This window comes from Vibrio sp. 1288 (assembly GCF_033344475.1).
Genome location: NZ_JAWPOX010000032.1, coordinates 38,683 through 54,138 on the forward strand (window position 1 = coordinate 38,683; position 15,456 = coordinate 54,138).

The 15,456-nt window shown below is 46.1% G+C and carries 13 protein-coding genes; 5 read left to right on the forward strand and 8 right to left on the reverse strand.

The features are described 5' to 3' along the window. Positions 1-29: 29 nt before the first annotated feature. From R8O11_RS19620 to lptM, 7 genes are all read right to left on the reverse strand, one after another. Positions 30-2,516, reverse strand: coding sequence for an EAL domain-containing protein (locus tag R8O11_RS19620; RefSeq protein ID WP_318194353.1), 2,487 nt, complete (start codon positions 2,514-2,516; stop codon positions 30-32). Positions 2,517-2,654: 138 nt separating this feature from the next. Next, a complete protein-coding gene (gene yigB / locus R8O11_RS19625; RefSeq protein ID WP_318194354.1) occupies positions 2,655-3,371 on the reverse strand; it encodes a 5-amino-6-(5-phospho-D-ribitylamino)uracil phosphatase YigB in 717 nt (238 codons plus the stop codon). 8 nt (positions 3,372-3,379) lie between these two features. Beyond that, positions 3,380-4,312, reverse strand: a complete 933-nt coding sequence (gene xerC, locus R8O11_RS19630) for a tyrosine recombinase XerC (protein ID WP_064368853.1) — start codon at positions 4,310-4,312, stop codon at positions 3,380-3,382. Then, positions 4,278-5,009: a DUF484 family protein gene (locus R8O11_RS19635; RefSeq protein ID WP_213892659.1), complete on the reverse strand. Its 732-nt coding sequence runs from the start codon at positions 5,007-5,009 to the stop codon at positions 4,278-4,280. The genes xerC and R8O11_RS19635 overlap by 35 nt, the downstream gene beginning before the upstream one ends. Next, entirely contained in the window at positions 5,003-5,833 is an 831-nt protein-coding gene (dapF, locus tag R8O11_RS19640) for a diaminopimelate epimerase (protein ID WP_005378744.1), read from the reverse strand. The genes R8O11_RS19635 and dapF overlap by 7 nt, the downstream gene beginning before the upstream one ends. 10 nt (positions 5,834-5,843) lie before the next feature. Continuing rightward, positions 5,844-7,097: a diaminopimelate decarboxylase gene (lysA, locus tag R8O11_RS19645; RefSeq protein WP_033907276.1), complete on the reverse strand. Its 1,254-nt coding sequence runs from the start codon at positions 7,095-7,097 to the stop codon at positions 5,844-5,846. A 61-nt stretch (positions 7,098-7,158) separates the two neighbouring features. After that, positions 7,159-7,275 carry an LPS translocon maturation chaperone LptM gene (gene lptM / locus R8O11_RS31835; RefSeq protein ID WP_005378746.1) on the reverse strand — a complete coding sequence of 39 codons (117 nt, stop codon included), beginning with the start codon at positions 7,273-7,275 and terminating at the stop codon, positions 7,159-7,161. 74 nt (positions 7,276-7,349) lie between these two features. Here lptM and cyaY point away from each other — a divergent pair, with 74 nt between their 5' ends. Further along, on the forward strand, positions 7,350-7,664 hold the full coding sequence (cyaY, locus tag R8O11_RS19655) for an iron donor protein CyaY (RefSeq protein ID WP_005378747.1): 315 nt from the start codon (positions 7,350-7,352) through the stop codon (positions 7,662-7,664). Between the two features lie 69 nt (positions 7,665-7,733). On the opposite strand, the gene R8O11_RS19660 is transcribed toward cyaY, so the two are convergent. After that, positions 7,734-10,262, reverse strand: coding sequence for a class I adenylate cyclase (locus R8O11_RS19660; protein WP_053350817.1), 2,529 nt, complete (start codon positions 10,260-10,262; stop codon positions 7,734-7,736). Between the two features lie 346 nt (positions 10,263-10,608). On the opposite strand from R8O11_RS19660, the gene hemC reads away from it, so the two are divergent. Genes hemC through R8O11_RS19680 form a run of 4 tightly spaced genes read left to right on the forward strand, consistent with a single transcriptional unit; the run spans position 10,609 to position 14,688 of the window. Then, positions 10,609-11,547, forward strand: a complete 939-nt coding sequence (gene hemC, locus R8O11_RS19665; protein ID WP_025768158.1) for a hydroxymethylbilane synthase — start codon at positions 10,609-10,611, stop codon at positions 11,545-11,547. A 2-nt stretch (positions 11,548-11,549) separates the two neighbouring features. Next, positions 11,550-12,278, forward strand: a complete 729-nt coding sequence (locus R8O11_RS19670; RefSeq protein ID WP_005383386.1) for a uroporphyrinogen-III synthase — start codon at positions 11,550-11,552, stop codon at positions 12,276-12,278. Between the two features lie 17 nt (positions 12,279-12,295). Then, positions 12,296-13,507 carry a uroporphyrinogen-III C-methyltransferase gene (locus R8O11_RS19675; protein WP_318194355.1) on the forward strand — a complete coding sequence of 404 codons (1,212 nt, stop codon included), beginning with the start codon at positions 12,296-12,298 and terminating at the stop codon, positions 13,505-13,507. Continuing rightward, positions 13,507-14,688, forward strand: a complete 1,182-nt coding sequence (locus R8O11_RS19680; protein ID WP_318194356.1) for a heme biosynthesis protein HemY — start codon at positions 13,507-13,509, stop codon at positions 14,686-14,688. Before R8O11_RS19675 ends, R8O11_RS19680 begins: the two co-directional genes overlap by 1 nt. Positions 14,689-15,456 lie beyond the last annotated feature (768 nt).

Here is a 15,456-nt window from a genome sequence, read left to right on the forward strand (position 1 = left end):
TACGACAAGAAGTTTCACGTGAAACATCATTAAAACAGTCGAGTCGGCTCGCCAAGATAGTAACCCTGCAAATAATCCACCCCCATGTCTTGTGCGATGGTACACACCTCCTGATTGTGGACGAACTCCGCCACCGTCTCCGCGTTAAACACCTGGCACAAACGCACCAACTGGGAAGCGATCTTGCGCTGTTTTAAGTCTTTATCAATATCACGAATCAAGCTGCCATCGAGCTTTATGACTTCTGGCTCCAACTTTAGGATTTCATCGATATTCGAATAACCGGACCCAAAGTCATCAACAATGATACGCGCCCCTAAGCTTCTAAAATGACTGCACACTTCTATCATTCGGCCGTAGTCTTTGATCTGCTCAGATTCCAGCACTTCTAAACCAATTCGCCTTGGGTCATTTAGCTGGCTAATTTCATGCTCTAAAAGCATTAAAGTTTTATCACTGAGCAAATCTTGCGGCGATAAGTTTATAGAAAAGTCACCTTGCTTATCTCGCATATAATGCAACGTAGAATGAATCATGTGCCGACTTAGTCGAGTGTAAAGATGCGTATCAGAGATAATTGGCAGAAAACGCCCTGGCGCAATCACCGTTCCATCGGCTTCCAGAATACGAACCAAACATTCTTGGCTTGCCAATTTGTGGCTACCCGCATGCACAATGGGTTGGCTATAAGTGATGATGTTCTGTTTGAGAATGGCTCTACTAACGCAACTTAGCCATCCAAGTTGCTCTTTACGCACATCCTCACTGACTTCAATATCTTTCGCATTACAGATATGGGTATTACTGCGTACACCGGAGCGCCTCGCTTCGATGCCTTTGAGTAAGAGCTCATCTACTGAAGCGGATGGAAAATCTCGACGACTCACTAAGCCGCCGCATAGCGAGATAGAAAGATAATCTATTTCACGTAGGCCAATTGGCTCAAAATTAGTTTGTTCTACCGCGTCAGCAAAACGCGCAAAGTGCTGTTTGATGGTCTCGCTGCTTTGATCAGCTTTAAATATGAACGCCCATTCACCAACCCCAATACTATAAAGCTGCAAAGCCGTTGGCATGCCGAAACGCTTTCGTAGTCGATTCGTAAAGTGCATTGAGAGATCTTTGAGTAATTGATCTCCCACTCGGTAGCCGTATTTTTCGTTGATATGACTAAAGTTAAGTAGCTTTAGAGTCAACAAATGCTCATCCAAATCGATGTTACTCAGCCGCTCTTGCAATGCGACCCGGTTTTGTAATCCCGTGCGACTGTCGCGTCGATAGCTTTCTTGTAACTTGCGCGTTTGGCGATCGAGTTGATATCCCATATGCGCGTTCATATGGTTGAGATCGCCGATCGCATTTCGAATCAAGCTAAACAGCGGTGAAATAGAGGAGCTAACGGGCGACTTAGGCAAGTTCAATGTTTGCACTTCGTCTCCCTCTCGCATCGCTAAATACGTCAGGCTGTGATGAAGAATTTCGGGCTGACCAATACCACCATGCAGCTCCCCCATACAGTAACTACCAAACGTCGTCGCAATATCTTTGAATGCTTGGACTTCGTCGCTGCTGTCAATAAAGTCTAACCGTGACGCGCAGTTAAAAATCATCACGACTTCAGGTTGGTGCGTGGCTAACTCAACCACACCATGCCGCACTTGCTCGAGCGTTAACGAGGGATGGTTATAGCAAAATTGCACTTCGTCACCAAGACACCAGGGCCTGTCGAAGCTCATACTGCCATCAGCGTGTAGCTCCGTTACCGTACAAACTTCCTTTCGCCCTAAGCTTTCTCGATATAAAGGAAAGCTGAGCAGTTGACTCAGCGTCACGTCATGGCCATCCGCCAAGTAACGCTTGTATACGTCCAGCGCTTTCTTCTCACCTAAACAATACAAGCGCGTTCCTTTTGCATGAGTGACTTTGTGTGGCATGCCAATCGGGTTCCATTCCGAATACGCATCAGTCCATAGCTTCAAAGTATCACTGTGCAAAGCTACGGCAACCACGGCATTATCGTAAACTCGGTTTTGATATAGCACCCAGCAGCCATCGTCAATACTCTGCGCCAACCCTCCAGAAATCACTACTTCTTCACTGGCGAAGGTTTGAAACAAGGGATAGTCACGTCGTTCAATTTGCACAGCAAAGCTGAGGATCACCTGTGAATTATGCTGCATTAGAAGAGAGCGCTTGAGCTCCCCGCCATCAATGTCAGGGGAGTAAGAGTATGTTTGTACCGCAGAAGTCAGCGTGGTTTGCTCAAATTCAATCACACTCACTAGGCAACCAGAGGTAAATATCTCCCCTTCCAGAATCACATTACGCGTACTATGCCCCATAACATGAGCATTCGGCAGCGACGACAAAACGGCGTCTGCAAGTGTGGTCGTAATTTCGCGCGATTGCGTCGACAATATTTGTACTAAATATTGTTTATCTGAGGAAGTCGGAAAAGTGACTAAAAAGTCATTCAGTTGACTGACATCGTGAACCAGTTTTGAAAAAGCTCGCATGGACCTACCACTGCCGTAACACTATCTTCACCACGACGTGTGGCGTTACTATTTTTATTTAATAGAGAATAATTTACGTGGCTTTGCGCTGCTTTTCTAGACACAAAATGAGATTAGAATGGATTAATGCGAAAGCAATTAAAAAAGTGTGAGTAACGGCTGCAAACTATTGATTTCAATATCAGGTAAAGTACGTGTTTTTGAATGGTTAATGACATTTTTATTCATATCATTAAACCAACAGGCTGCAAAACCAGCCAACTTTGCACCATGCACATCCGTGGTTAGATGATCACCGACATGCAGAATATTCTCCGCAGGAATATCCAAGAATCGCTTCGCTTTAGTAAACATATCGGTTGCGGGTTTCGCCAATCCATCTGGTCCTGCTTTAAGTACCTGTTGGAAATAAGGCGTAAGACCGATGCGGTCTAAATCCACATTACCGTTGGTGATTGCCACCAACGGGATGTGCTGCGCGAGTTCCTCCAATACATCGAGGCTTTGCTGCGGCACTTCAAAACGGTTACGCCAGTCCAACGCAATGTCTACTGCGGCTTTCGCGGCGGCATGTGCTGCGTCTTCGTCGTAGCCTACTTGGGAGAAGGCTTGCTGAAGTTGCACTAAACGCCATAAAGTGACATCGCTCTTCAGCTCGGGTTGTTGCTGCACAACACGCTGCTTGAGAGCAAACCAATCCGCTTTGTTCATATGAGCAACCGCTGGATGATGGTGCTTGAGCCAAGATAGCAACTCACGCTCCATGCGAACTATCACAGGATAGTTGTCATAGAGGGTATCATCTAGGTCAAAGGTCATTGCCTTAATAGGCTCGATACGGCGATAAAATTTCATACTTCGGCTCACTCCCCGTTCTTTTTACGTGCGCGTGGGTGGGCTTGGTCGTAGGCTTGCGCCAAATGTTGGAAATCCAAGTGCGTGTAGATTTGGGTCGTCGAAATATTCTCGTGCCCTAAAAGCTCCTGCACCGCACGTAAGTTATTGCTTGATTCGAGCATATGTGTCGCAAATGAGTGACGCAATTTATGCGGACTAATATGGCTTGCGACAGACTGTTTCTGCCCCCATTCAGCCATGCGCTTTTGCACGCTACGATGCGAAATACGCGTTCCAAGCTTAGATACAAACAAGGCGGGCTCACCTGGAGCGGCTAAATCACCACGAACGCGTAACCACTTCCCGACCCACTCGGTTGCCATCCCAGAGAACGGCACTTTACGTTCTTTATCGCCTTTACCAATAACACGAAGCTCACCACTACGCAGTTGTACGTCACGTACATCCACACCCACCAGTTCAGCCAAACGTAAGCCGGCGCCATACATCAGCTCCATCATGGCGCGATCGCGCACAGCCAACGGGTCGTCCTCGTTGACTTCAAGTAATTGGCTCACTTCGTCAACATCGAGGTTTTTGGGCAACGGGCGTTTTTTGCGAGGTGCTGAAACCCCTTTGGCTGGGTTAGCAGAAATCTCGCCACGCAGAATAAGGAAATCGAAAAAGCTACGCAGCGATGAGAGTCGCGTTGCCAAACTGCTGGCTTTCATGCCTTCTCGCATGCCCTTACCTGCTAATTGGCGCACCCAACCAGCATCCACTTGAGACCAATCTTTGAGCCCCATTTCAGCTAGGTGCTGCGCCATTGTTTCTAGCTGCTGTTTGTAATTGCGCTGAGTATGTAGGCTAAGCCCCTTTTCGCTTCGTAAGAATTCATAGAAGCGCTCAAGAGGCTTTTGCAGACTATTTGGCAGAGGAGTGTTGGGAGTTGTCGTCATCGTAACTTTGCCATACCAGTGTTTGAGCGAGATGTGCCACTACTAATGATAGGTGACGCAAAAACAAGGTATCCATATCTGGCTGAAAATGGCCGCCATCTTCACTAGAAAAAGCAAGCACGCCCAGAGTTTGCTGTTTCACGAGCGGCAGTACCACATAGGACCCCATTTCCGGCACTTCCATGTTGCCAAACAAAGCTTCACGATCCACTTTGCGAAGACGTCCTAAGTACGCATCTTTGCCATTTAAGTGTGTGGTCGCAAAGCGTTGATAACTTTCCTTACTCAATTGAATCGATGCGTCGCATTGACTAAACAATCGAACAAACGCACGTAAGCCCAATGTTTTGGCTTTCTCTTCGATAGAATGAATGACTTGTTTAAAGTCACCACACTTTAGAATCTGCCCCTGCAAATCCATAAATTCGTAAAAGGTGCGATCATTGTTCGCCGCAAGCGACATTAGTGTAGTGATCTCTTCCTCTAACTCTTCAATGCGCTGACGTTGGCGATTCATTTGGATGTGTACCAAAGATACCGCGCCTAAGTCTGAGTGTGGGAAAGATAAACGATCCACAAGCTCCGGACGTTGCACAAAAAAGTCTGGATGATCTTTGAGGTACTCTGCCACTACTTCAGCCGTTAAGGCATCTGCTTCTACTTGAGACAAAGCGTTTCCTTTTTCTTCAACTAGCAAGACAATTGACCATCAAATACATGCGTTGTAGGTCCGGTCATAAACAACGGCTTGCCAGGGCCTTGCCATGCAATTCGCAATTCACCACCAGGTAGAGAAACCTTAACGTTTTCATCCAACAAGCCCTGCAGAATCCCAACCGCGACTGCCGCGCATGCACCACTACCACAAGCTTGTGTCTCTCCTGCGCCTCGCTCGTAAACTCGAAGACGAATATGGTCACGACTCATCACCTGCATAAAGCCAGCGTTGACGCGCTCTGGGAAACGCTCATGCGACTCGAGCAGCGGACCGAGAGTTTCCACTTCTGCCGTATCCACATCGTCGACCACGGTCACTACGTGCGGGTTACCCATGCTCACAGCACCACAAAACAAGGTATTGTCGCCTGCTCGCATGATGTAAGTTTTCTCTTTTTGCTTCGCTTTGAAAGGAATTTTGTTCGGTTCAAACTCTGGTACGCCCATGTTGACCGTCACTTCCCCATCATCTTCGATGTTGAGAATCATCTTTCCTTTCTTGGTGCTCACGCTGATGCTGTATTTATTGGTCAGCCCCTTCAAGCGAACAAAGCGGGCAAAACAGCGTGCACCGTTACCACACTGTTCAACTTCACTACCATCGGCATTAAAAATCCGATAATGGAAGTCGGTTTCAGGGTCGTAAGGGGCCTCTACCACAAGCAATTGGTCAAAACCAACGCCAGTATGACGATCCGCCAAGCGGCGGATCAGGTCTTGCGAGAAAAACACGTTCTGGGTAATACAGTCGACGACCATGAAGTCGTTGCCCAAACCGTGCATTTTGGAAAAGTGGAAATGCATTTGTTGTGTGTTACTCCGGTAGAATCTGTTCCAGCTGCCACAAACTGGTCAGCTCCTCACGCTGGCGAACTAAGTGGCTTTGTTTACCGTCCACCATCACTTCTGCCGCTCGGGTACGAGTATTGTAGTTCGAAGACATCACAAAACCATAGGCACCTGCTGAACGAACCGCGAGTAGATCACCTTCTTGCAAAACGAGTGCGCGATCTTTACCCAAGAAGTCGCCGGTTTCACAAATAGGACCAACCAAGTCGTAAGTCTGAGCTTCACCCTTTCGCGGTGAAACTGGCACAATATCTTGCCATGCTTGGTATAGCGCAGGACGCATCAAGTCGTTCATTGCAGCGTCGATAATCGCAAAGTTTTTATGCTCAGTATGTTTTAAAAACTCAACACGCGTTAGCAAGATACCTGCGTTCGCAGCAATTGCACGGCCTGGCTCAAAGATCAGCTCCAAGTCTTGGTGATTTTCAAGACGACCAAGTAACGCTTTGGCGTAATCAGAAGGCTGAGGTGGTAATTCATCACGATAGACCACACCCAAACCGCCGCCGACATCAAGGTGACGAATGTTAATGCCTTGCGCTTTTAAATCATCAATCAGGGCTAATAAACGGTCTGTCGCGTCGATAAATGGGTCTATATTGGTCAGCTGAGAACCAATGTGGCAGTCGATGCCTTGCACATTCAAGTTCGGCAGGCTTTGCGCGAATTTATAAACATCTGGCGCACGATCAAACGCAATGCCGAATTTATTGTCGCGAAGACCAGTCGAAATGTAAGGGTGTGTTTTCGCGTCGACATCTGGATTGATACGCAGAGAAATTGGCGCAATCACACCAAGCTCACCCGCAACCTTGTTCAAACGTTCTAGCTCTGGCTCAGATTCAACGTTGAAACATTTGATACCTAGCTCAAGAGCGCGCTTCATCTCTGCCGATGTTTTACCAACACCAGAGAAAACGACTTTTTTCGGATCACCGCCTGCGGCAATCACACGCTCAAGTTCACCACCCGACACGATATCAAAACCCGATCCCAAACGCGCTAGCGTGTTCAATACGCCTAAGTTTGAGTTGGCTTTCACCGCGTAGCAAACCAGGTGAGGATGCTGACCCACAGCACTATCAAACGCCTTCCAATGGCGCTCTAGCGTGGCTCGAGAATATACGTAAAGAGGAGTGCCATATTGCTCTGCAAGAGCTTGAAGTGGGACGTCTTCGGCCCAAAGCTGGCCATCATCCTGATAGTTGAAGTAATCCAAAATTCGCTTCCCTTATTTTATTCGACTGCTGAACCCTAATTTCACCCTAAGGTGCGGTTATTTATTGTGATTGCTCATTCTGTTGAGTGTCATCTGGAATGTATAGTGAGCCAGACTGACCACACCCCGCTAAGGTCGCGGCAACCATCACAAACAACACAGTAACTAATTTTTTCATTTCGCATATCGTGATTATTGAATCAATGCCCCCTATAATCGCACCACACTCAGGAAAAGCAATAGGATAGACGGATGAACGATACTGAATTTCATCAACTGGTGGATGCGCAGATGCAAATCATCGAAGAATCCATCGATGATTCAGGCGCAGACATTGATTACGAAGTCACTGGCAACGTAATGACATTGGAATTTGAAGACCGCAGCCAAATCATCATTAATCGCCAAGAGCCGATGCATGAGATCTGGCTAGCGTCCAAATCTGGTGGTTTCCACTTCAAGCTTATTGAAGGTAAATGGACCTGCTCAAAAACGGGTATGGAGCTATTTGAAATGGTGAAGAAAGAGTGTGAAAAGCACGCAGGCGAAGCCATTGATTGGGCATAATTCTGGTCAATCGTCACCAAAACAAAAAGAGCACCGAAGTGCTCTTTTTGTTTATTGATACGGGTTTAATTACGCGTTCACAGTTTTGGTCGGGCGACTCGGTGAACAACCGTCATTACGGTAAGGAATGATATACGCATTCCCCTCTTCAGGGTGAATAATTTGATAGTACTGAGGCAGGTTAAAGTTAATAAACTTCGACGCGACGCGACTATCGTCTTTTACCGACGTGTAGAAGCTGTTTACAGACGAAATCATTTCATCTTTGGAGCCACTAAATTGGTGATACACTTCCACTTGATTTGACTCATCCAAAACATAAATATTGAAGCCATCTTCGTTATCTTCAAAGAAGAACTGCACCAGACCTTCACTGGCAAACCCATCCACCGCTTCCGGCATTTGATATTCTTGCTCACGATCGAGCATTAACAGCGGCGAGCCTTTGAGTTTGTTAGTGGAAATGCTGCGGTAGAAATCGATGGAATTTTCTAGCTTCTGCACCGACACACCACGACGTTCAAAGAACAACCCATAAGTCTGGTTACCAAGACGCATCGCTTTAAAGCGGCGACGTTTCTCTTGCTCTACTGGTTTCAAGCGTAAGTCGATACATTCAGCTAAAAGCTGGTAAACCATATTACGCATCACACCACGCATGTTCTTCGCATAGCAGAACACATCCACTGATTCTGGTGGCAACGCATCTTGGTGCATTTTGCCCAAAATGGTTTTCAGTGCATCCAGCATCGCCGTTTCCCCTTTGAAATGCAGCGTACGCACTTCATGCCAAGAATTACGGTAAACAAGGTCAACACTGCCGACTAAATTTTTATGTTCTGGACCAAAGCTAAAAATATCGGTGTTCTTAACATCCACTTTCAACGAACGACCAGAAAGTTCAGACGTCGGATCATTTTCAAAGTTGATGAACATCGCAAGCTGGCTTATTTCACAAGGACTCGCTAGCGCCTGCATAGATGGACGACGCTTACGTAACGCAAAAGTATTTCGTAAGTCACTCACCATTTGGTAAAACTTATCAATATCTAGCTGCGCTTCACGTACCACGGCATGTAAACGAGTCGATTCAGTAATCAAGCCATTGAAGAATGCCCAAGCAACCAACTTACTCAAGTATTCATGATGCTCTAGATATGGTTGCCCCAAAATGCGGTGCGCAATAAGTGGTTGTTTATAGAGGTACCAACCAGACTTGTTCACTCCCCCTTTTTTCACTTCGATAAAGCTCAAGTCAGGCTCGTGCAGATCAGGTGAAATCTGTGGGTTTAGTAACGTTACTTTGCCCGGCAATACTTCAAAAGCTGCGTAAAGTTTACGGGCCAAAATACTGATGTCTTGCGGACTGATAGCAGAAGTGATGTCGTTACGACGCGCAAATTGAATCAAGTTACGGTAGCTTTGCATCAACGCATCCAGCAATGCATGATGTACCACCTTTACTTGTTCAACCTTCCAATTACGGCGGTCATCGAGCTCTGCAACGACACTGGCATCCCAATTCCATTTTGCAATCATATCGCTCAGCGCTTCACGACGCCAAGCTACTGAGCCAACATTCGGCTCACGAGATAGTTTTTCATGGGTTTTGAGATAGAAACAGCGACGCACTAAATCCAAACGTGTATCGTCTTGAATTCGCTCTAAGTAACGGGTTACTTTTTCCAACATTAAGTAGTACGCATCCATGCCATAGAGATCAGGCTCATGGGCAAAGAAACGACGTTTAGTGTCGATGCTTAACAATTGAGTATGCGGGTATTCCCACGAGTAAGCTTCTAGCAAGATGGCTTTTAATACCGATTTGTAGGGAGAGTCGATGCTTTTGTATAACTGCCACAAGTTCGAGCCGAAGTATTCTTCAGCAGGAATGCAGTTCAATTTACCAAAGTCGATCCATTCACTACAGTCGATGTAACCATCACTGCACAGTTGAGAAACGTACTCGTCGTAACACTCTTCCATTTCTGGTGGCACGATTTGCCATAACAAACGCTGTCCGGCAATACGCACCGCACTACGATAGAATTCATCTAGCAAAAGTAAGTGCTGAGATGAACCACAGTTATCACCCGTCATCTCTTCAGAATGATTGCTTCTAAAGCGCTCTTTATCCATTAAGAAAAAGTTCGCTTCCACGCCTTTGCTTTGTGCCCAATCCGTGATGAGTAAGCATTTATTGGTCAATAACTCGCGTTCGTCACAATCCATCTCTGGTGAGATACACACCCAAATATCCAAATCACTGGAAGTACTTTGACCAATCGAGGAGGTACTGCCCATGGTGTACAAACCCAATATAGCGGGCTTTTCTACCGTCTTGAGCGGCTGACCAATGGCAAGTTGAATATCATCTATGAATTGTTGCTGAATGCTATTTAGTTCAAGCCCATGCACACCAAACGGGACATCGGCATCATAATAGCCAGGAATTACAGGATGGTTGTAGTTCAACAAGGCAGGAATCAAATGGAAGACTTGCTGGCTTTGCGAATCCATAAGCGCCAGCGCGCGATCAACTCGCTGCTGATTCAAATTATCTAGTCGCTGGATGATTTTTTGGGTGTAAGCCTGCAAGGGGAATTCCTTGGTTGAACAATCACGAAAATCTGCTGACGTTTTAAACCAAAATGGCTTAAAAACGTGATCAATTTAACACTTTTATTGGTGCGGGTAAAGCTTCACGCCCGCGTATCACTCTGGATACAAAACCATACTTTAGTCACAAAATTAATCGCGCGGTAGTGTCGCTCTTATTACCTATTACTAATAATAGTCCTTAGTCTAATTGAGAATCCAGTCACACTATTTTCATAACGTCATGTAATTCCATTCATAGCCTTCAGAGATAACGAACTAACAGTAAGCATTTCTTGATGAGAATGGTAGGATAAACCCAAATCCAAACAGCATTGAGAAGATCATGACACAATCCACACCGATTCGCATTGCAACTCGAAAAAGCCCTCTTGCTTTATGGCAAGCTTACTTTGTTAAAGACGCCCTTCAAGCCGCTCACCCTGGCTTGGAAGTCGAGTTAGTAACCATGGTGACCAAAGGTGACGTGATTTTAGATACACCACTAGCAAAAGTTGGCGGCAAAGGCTTGTTCGTAAAAGAGCTTGAAATCGCGATGCTAGAAGGACGTGCAGACCTCGCCGTTCACTCAATGAAAGACGTACCCGTCGATTTCCCAGAAGGCCTTGGCCTCGTGACCATTTGTGAGCGTGAAGATCCTCGTGATGCCTTCGTCTCTAATACCTATAGCCACATTGATGATCTCCCTCAAGGTGCCGTGGTTGGTACTTGCAGTTTGCGCCGTCAATGCCAACTGAAAGAATATCGTCCGGACATCATCATCAAAGAGCTTCGCGGTAATGTGGGCACTCGCCTTGGTAAGTTAGATGCGGGTGAGTATGATGCAATCATTCTTGCTGCGGCTGGCCTCAAACGATTGAAGCTTGAAGAGCGCATTCGTAGCTTTATCGAACCAGAGCAATCACTACCAGCGGTAGGCCAAGGTGCTGTCGGTATTGAGTGCCGCCTTGACGATGAAAGACTGCTTAAGCTGCTTGAGCCACTTAACCACCAAGACACCGTAGACCGCGTTTTGTGTGAGCGCGCAATGAATCTGACCCTAGAAGGCGGCTGTCAGGTACCAATCGGCAGCTATGCCCTACTAGACGGCGACAACATTTGGTTACGCGCATTAGTTGGCGAACCAGATGGCAGCGTAATTGTTCGTGGTGAAATTCGTGGCCATCGTAAAGATGGCGAAGCATTAGGAGTGCAGCTAGCCAATGAGCTGCTAGATAACGGCGCTCGTGAAATCCTAACTAAGCTGTACGCAGATCACGAATAACCATGGCAGTGTTGGTCACTCGGCCGGGAGAGCAAGGCAACGCGCTTTGCTCTCTGCTCGAAAGGCACGGCATTTCCGCATATCACCATCCTCTGATCGACATTGTCGCCGATCTCACGGACACGCACCTCTCTAAACATCTACATCAAGCTCAAATTGTTATCGCTGTTAGTCGACATGCAGTGCAATGTGCACAGCAAATCTTAGCCAGCAACGGGATGTCATGGCCGAAACAAGCTATTTACCTTGCCGTTGGTCAAAAAACAGCACACTATTTAAGCAAATGTACCCAACAGAAAGTACACTATCCCCAAGTCAGTGATAGTGAACACTTATTGCGACTGCCAGAGCTCAACAATGTGGCACAACAACAAGTTCTTATCCTTCGTGGTAACGGCGGAAGAGAGCTGATCAAAGATGCATTGGTGAGGCGTGGCGCAAAAGTTCACTATAGTGAGACTTACAAGAGAGAATTCATCCCATTCGATCCAGTAAGCTGTATCTCACTATGGAAAAACCTACAAATTAACCAGATTATTGTCACCAGTGGTGAACAACTGGATTATTTGTGCAGCCAATTGACGTCGGAGCAATTGACTTGGCTTAATCAACAAGAGTTGTATATCCCCAGTCAGCGTATCGCTGACATCGCAATTCAAAGGGGGTTCACTCGCGTGAGATGCACGGGAAGCGCATCCAACCAAGAATTACTGGCGGCTCTCCAGCCCTAGCTACACAGGATATAGGCATGACAAGTAAAAATAACGACCAAAAAAATAACGATAAAAACCTTTCCGAAGAAACCTCATCGGCACCGCTAGTCGAAAAAACCACATCGCAGCAGGATGCGGACCTTAAAAAAGAGCAACCACAAGCGGCCGAGCCCCCAAAAACAGCAGAGCCAACCAAAGTCGAGTTTGAAGAAAAACAAGGTAAACGCGGTGTCAAACTAGGCACGGTCGCTATCATCTTATCGATTATTTTTGGCGGTGGCCTCGCGTACAAGCTGCATCAACAGCAAGCCGATTACCAAGCGCAGATCGCCCAACTAAAAAGTCAGCTAGAAAGCACTCAAGCTTCCATGAAGCAAGAGCTCAGCCGGGTACTAGAAGAAACCATCGAGAAAGCAACAACCGTGACACACAAAGCGGAAGTGGTACTTGGACAGCAACAGAAGAGCATTGAAAGCTTACAGCTCGCCGTTGCCGATGTGAAAGGTCGTCGACCAAACGACTGGCTATTGGCGGAAGCCGATTACCTCGTCAAATTAGCCGGCCGTAAATTGTTCTTAGAGCACGATGTAGAAAGCGCGACTCAACTGATGGAAAGTGCAGACCAACGCATTGCAGCGCTGAATGACCCTAGTCTCGTCAAACTACGTAAAGCAATGGCAAACGATATCACCAAACTTCGCACTATCCCGCTAATTGACCGTGATGGATTGGTACTACGCTTAACTGCCCTGCAACAGCAAGTAGACAAGCTCCCTCTCGCCAATGCACTGCTACCTGAAGCTGAAGCCGTAGAAAACACTGAAGTGTCTGAAGATATCGCAAACTGGCAAGATAACTTAATGACCTCTTTGAAGGACTTTTCGGAAAACTTCATTACCTTCCGCACGCGCGATGGTAACGTCATTCCACTGCTCTCTCCTGAGCAACACTTTTACCTGAAAGAAAACATCAAAGCCAAATTGGAAACGGCAATAAAAGCGGTGTACCAAGAACAAGGTGAAATTTACACCACATCTCTAAAAACAGCCGACAAATGGGCATTAGCTTTCTTCAACCAAGACGATAATTCTGTTAAAGAGTTCAACAAAACGGTTAACCTACTAAGTCAGCAAAATATTCAAGTGGAATACCCAACAAAACTGCAAAGTCAGTCTCAACTATCAGATGTCATCCGTGAACGCCTACGTCGTGAAGTCACAACGATGACAGGCATGGAGGATAAGTAATGTTTCGTCTTATTTTCCTATTTGTTGTACTAGGCGCAGGACTATTTGTTGGCACCCAGTTTTCTGGTCAGCAAGGCTATGTACTCATCTCCATTGCCGAGAAAACGATCGAGATGAGCGTAACGACATTAGTGGTTTTTGTTATCGCAGCACTCGCAGGTCTTTTTCTGCTTGAGTACCTGATTAAGAAGTTAGTTTATGCTAGTTCTACAACATGGAACTACTTCAGTGTTCGCAAAATGCGCCATTCCCGCCGATACACCAATGAAGGCATTATTAAACTTCTAGAAGGTGACTGGAAAGGTGCTGAGAAGAAAGTAACTCGCTGGGCAAATCATCACGATATGCCGCTGCTTTGCTACTTGGTTGCGTCTGAAGCCGCACAAGGCCAAGGTGATAAAGCAAAACGAGATCACTATCTAGAGCTAGCGAGCCAACAAGAGAACGCCCATCTCGCAGTAGAACTGACTCGAGCGAAACAATTTATCCGCGACAACGAGTTCGAGTCCGCTTTCGATACCTTGCAATCGTTAAAAAATCAGTATGCAAGTAACTCTATTGTATTGAACTTGCTGAAAACAACGTACATGCAGCTAAAGTTGTGGCAACCTCTTATTGACCTCTTGCCACAACTAACCAAAGCAAAACTCATCACGGAAGAAGAACATGCAGAGCTGATTCAAAAGGCGCAGTGCGGCTTACTCCATGAAGTAGCGCAACAACAAGGTAGCGAAGGGCTAATCTCCCATTGGAATAGTCTCTCACGTAAAGTGAAACAAGACACAAACCTCGTTGCCTGTTTTGCTCGAGAACTCATCACACGAAAAGCTGATGCAGAAGCCTTTACCGTGCTAAAAGAAGCATTAAAAAAACAACCTGCCCCAGAGCTTTATCAACTTCTGCCAGATCTAAACCTGCCAGATACCCACCCTGTCGTGGTCTTCTTAGAGGGAGTAGTGAAGAAAGAACCGGATAACGCCGCTGCCCATAGCGCATTAGCGCACTTCTATTTCCGTCAAGAGAAGTGGCAAGAAGCCCAGGATCACTTTGAGATCGCCTTAAAGCTTCGCTCTGACGTCTCTGACTATGCATTCCTAGCAGACACACTAGAGAAGCAAAATCTAACCAAAGCTGCTCACGAAGTCTCTCGTAAAGCTCTCACGCTCGTACAGAATGACTAACTTAAGATGACCTAACCAAGCCGACAGCTTACCTGTCGGCTTTTTTATTGCCTGCTATTAACCCTTCAGTCCTTAGTCATCAATATGTTTATCCAATTCATTGGCTCCCAAGTAGTTCTCAACTTCCTAGCAACTCACTATCGTTTCACTTTCCTCTTCTCTTTGACTACTCTGATCCTGTCATTCCAGCAGAATCCAAAACAATTTTAAAAAATGCAGGAATACGTAACTTTAGCCTGTTGATGTATGGTTTTAAGACGTAGCTAGATTTAGGCAATAGAGCACACGCGTCGCTAGACTGAGTAAAACAAAAAGATACATCAGTGAAACAGTGGCTATTTGAGTATGCTTATTTGTTCGGTCTATCCGGTAAAAGGGGCTAGAGAAGCAATGGTAGTGCTTTAAGAGAACGATAAGGCAATAGATGGTTCAACACCTTAACAAAGCATCTCCAACAACCTTATCGGGACAGCATGCAGTGATGAGGATGAACAGCTTTAGAGGCAACTGCACTTCTTAGCAAAAATCAAAACGTCACAACCAATACCAATACCAATACCGATACCGATACCGATGTTACTTAGTCCAAAAGTAGATCGCATATGGAATTGATTTTTGGCAAGCACAGATAGAGTAATAAAGATGTGCGGAAATGAAAAAAGCCTCGCTATTTCTAGCGAGGCTTCTTATTAGTGGCGGAGAGATAGGGATTTGAACCCTAGATACGCTATTAACGTATGCCGGTTTTCAAGACCGGTGCTTTCAACC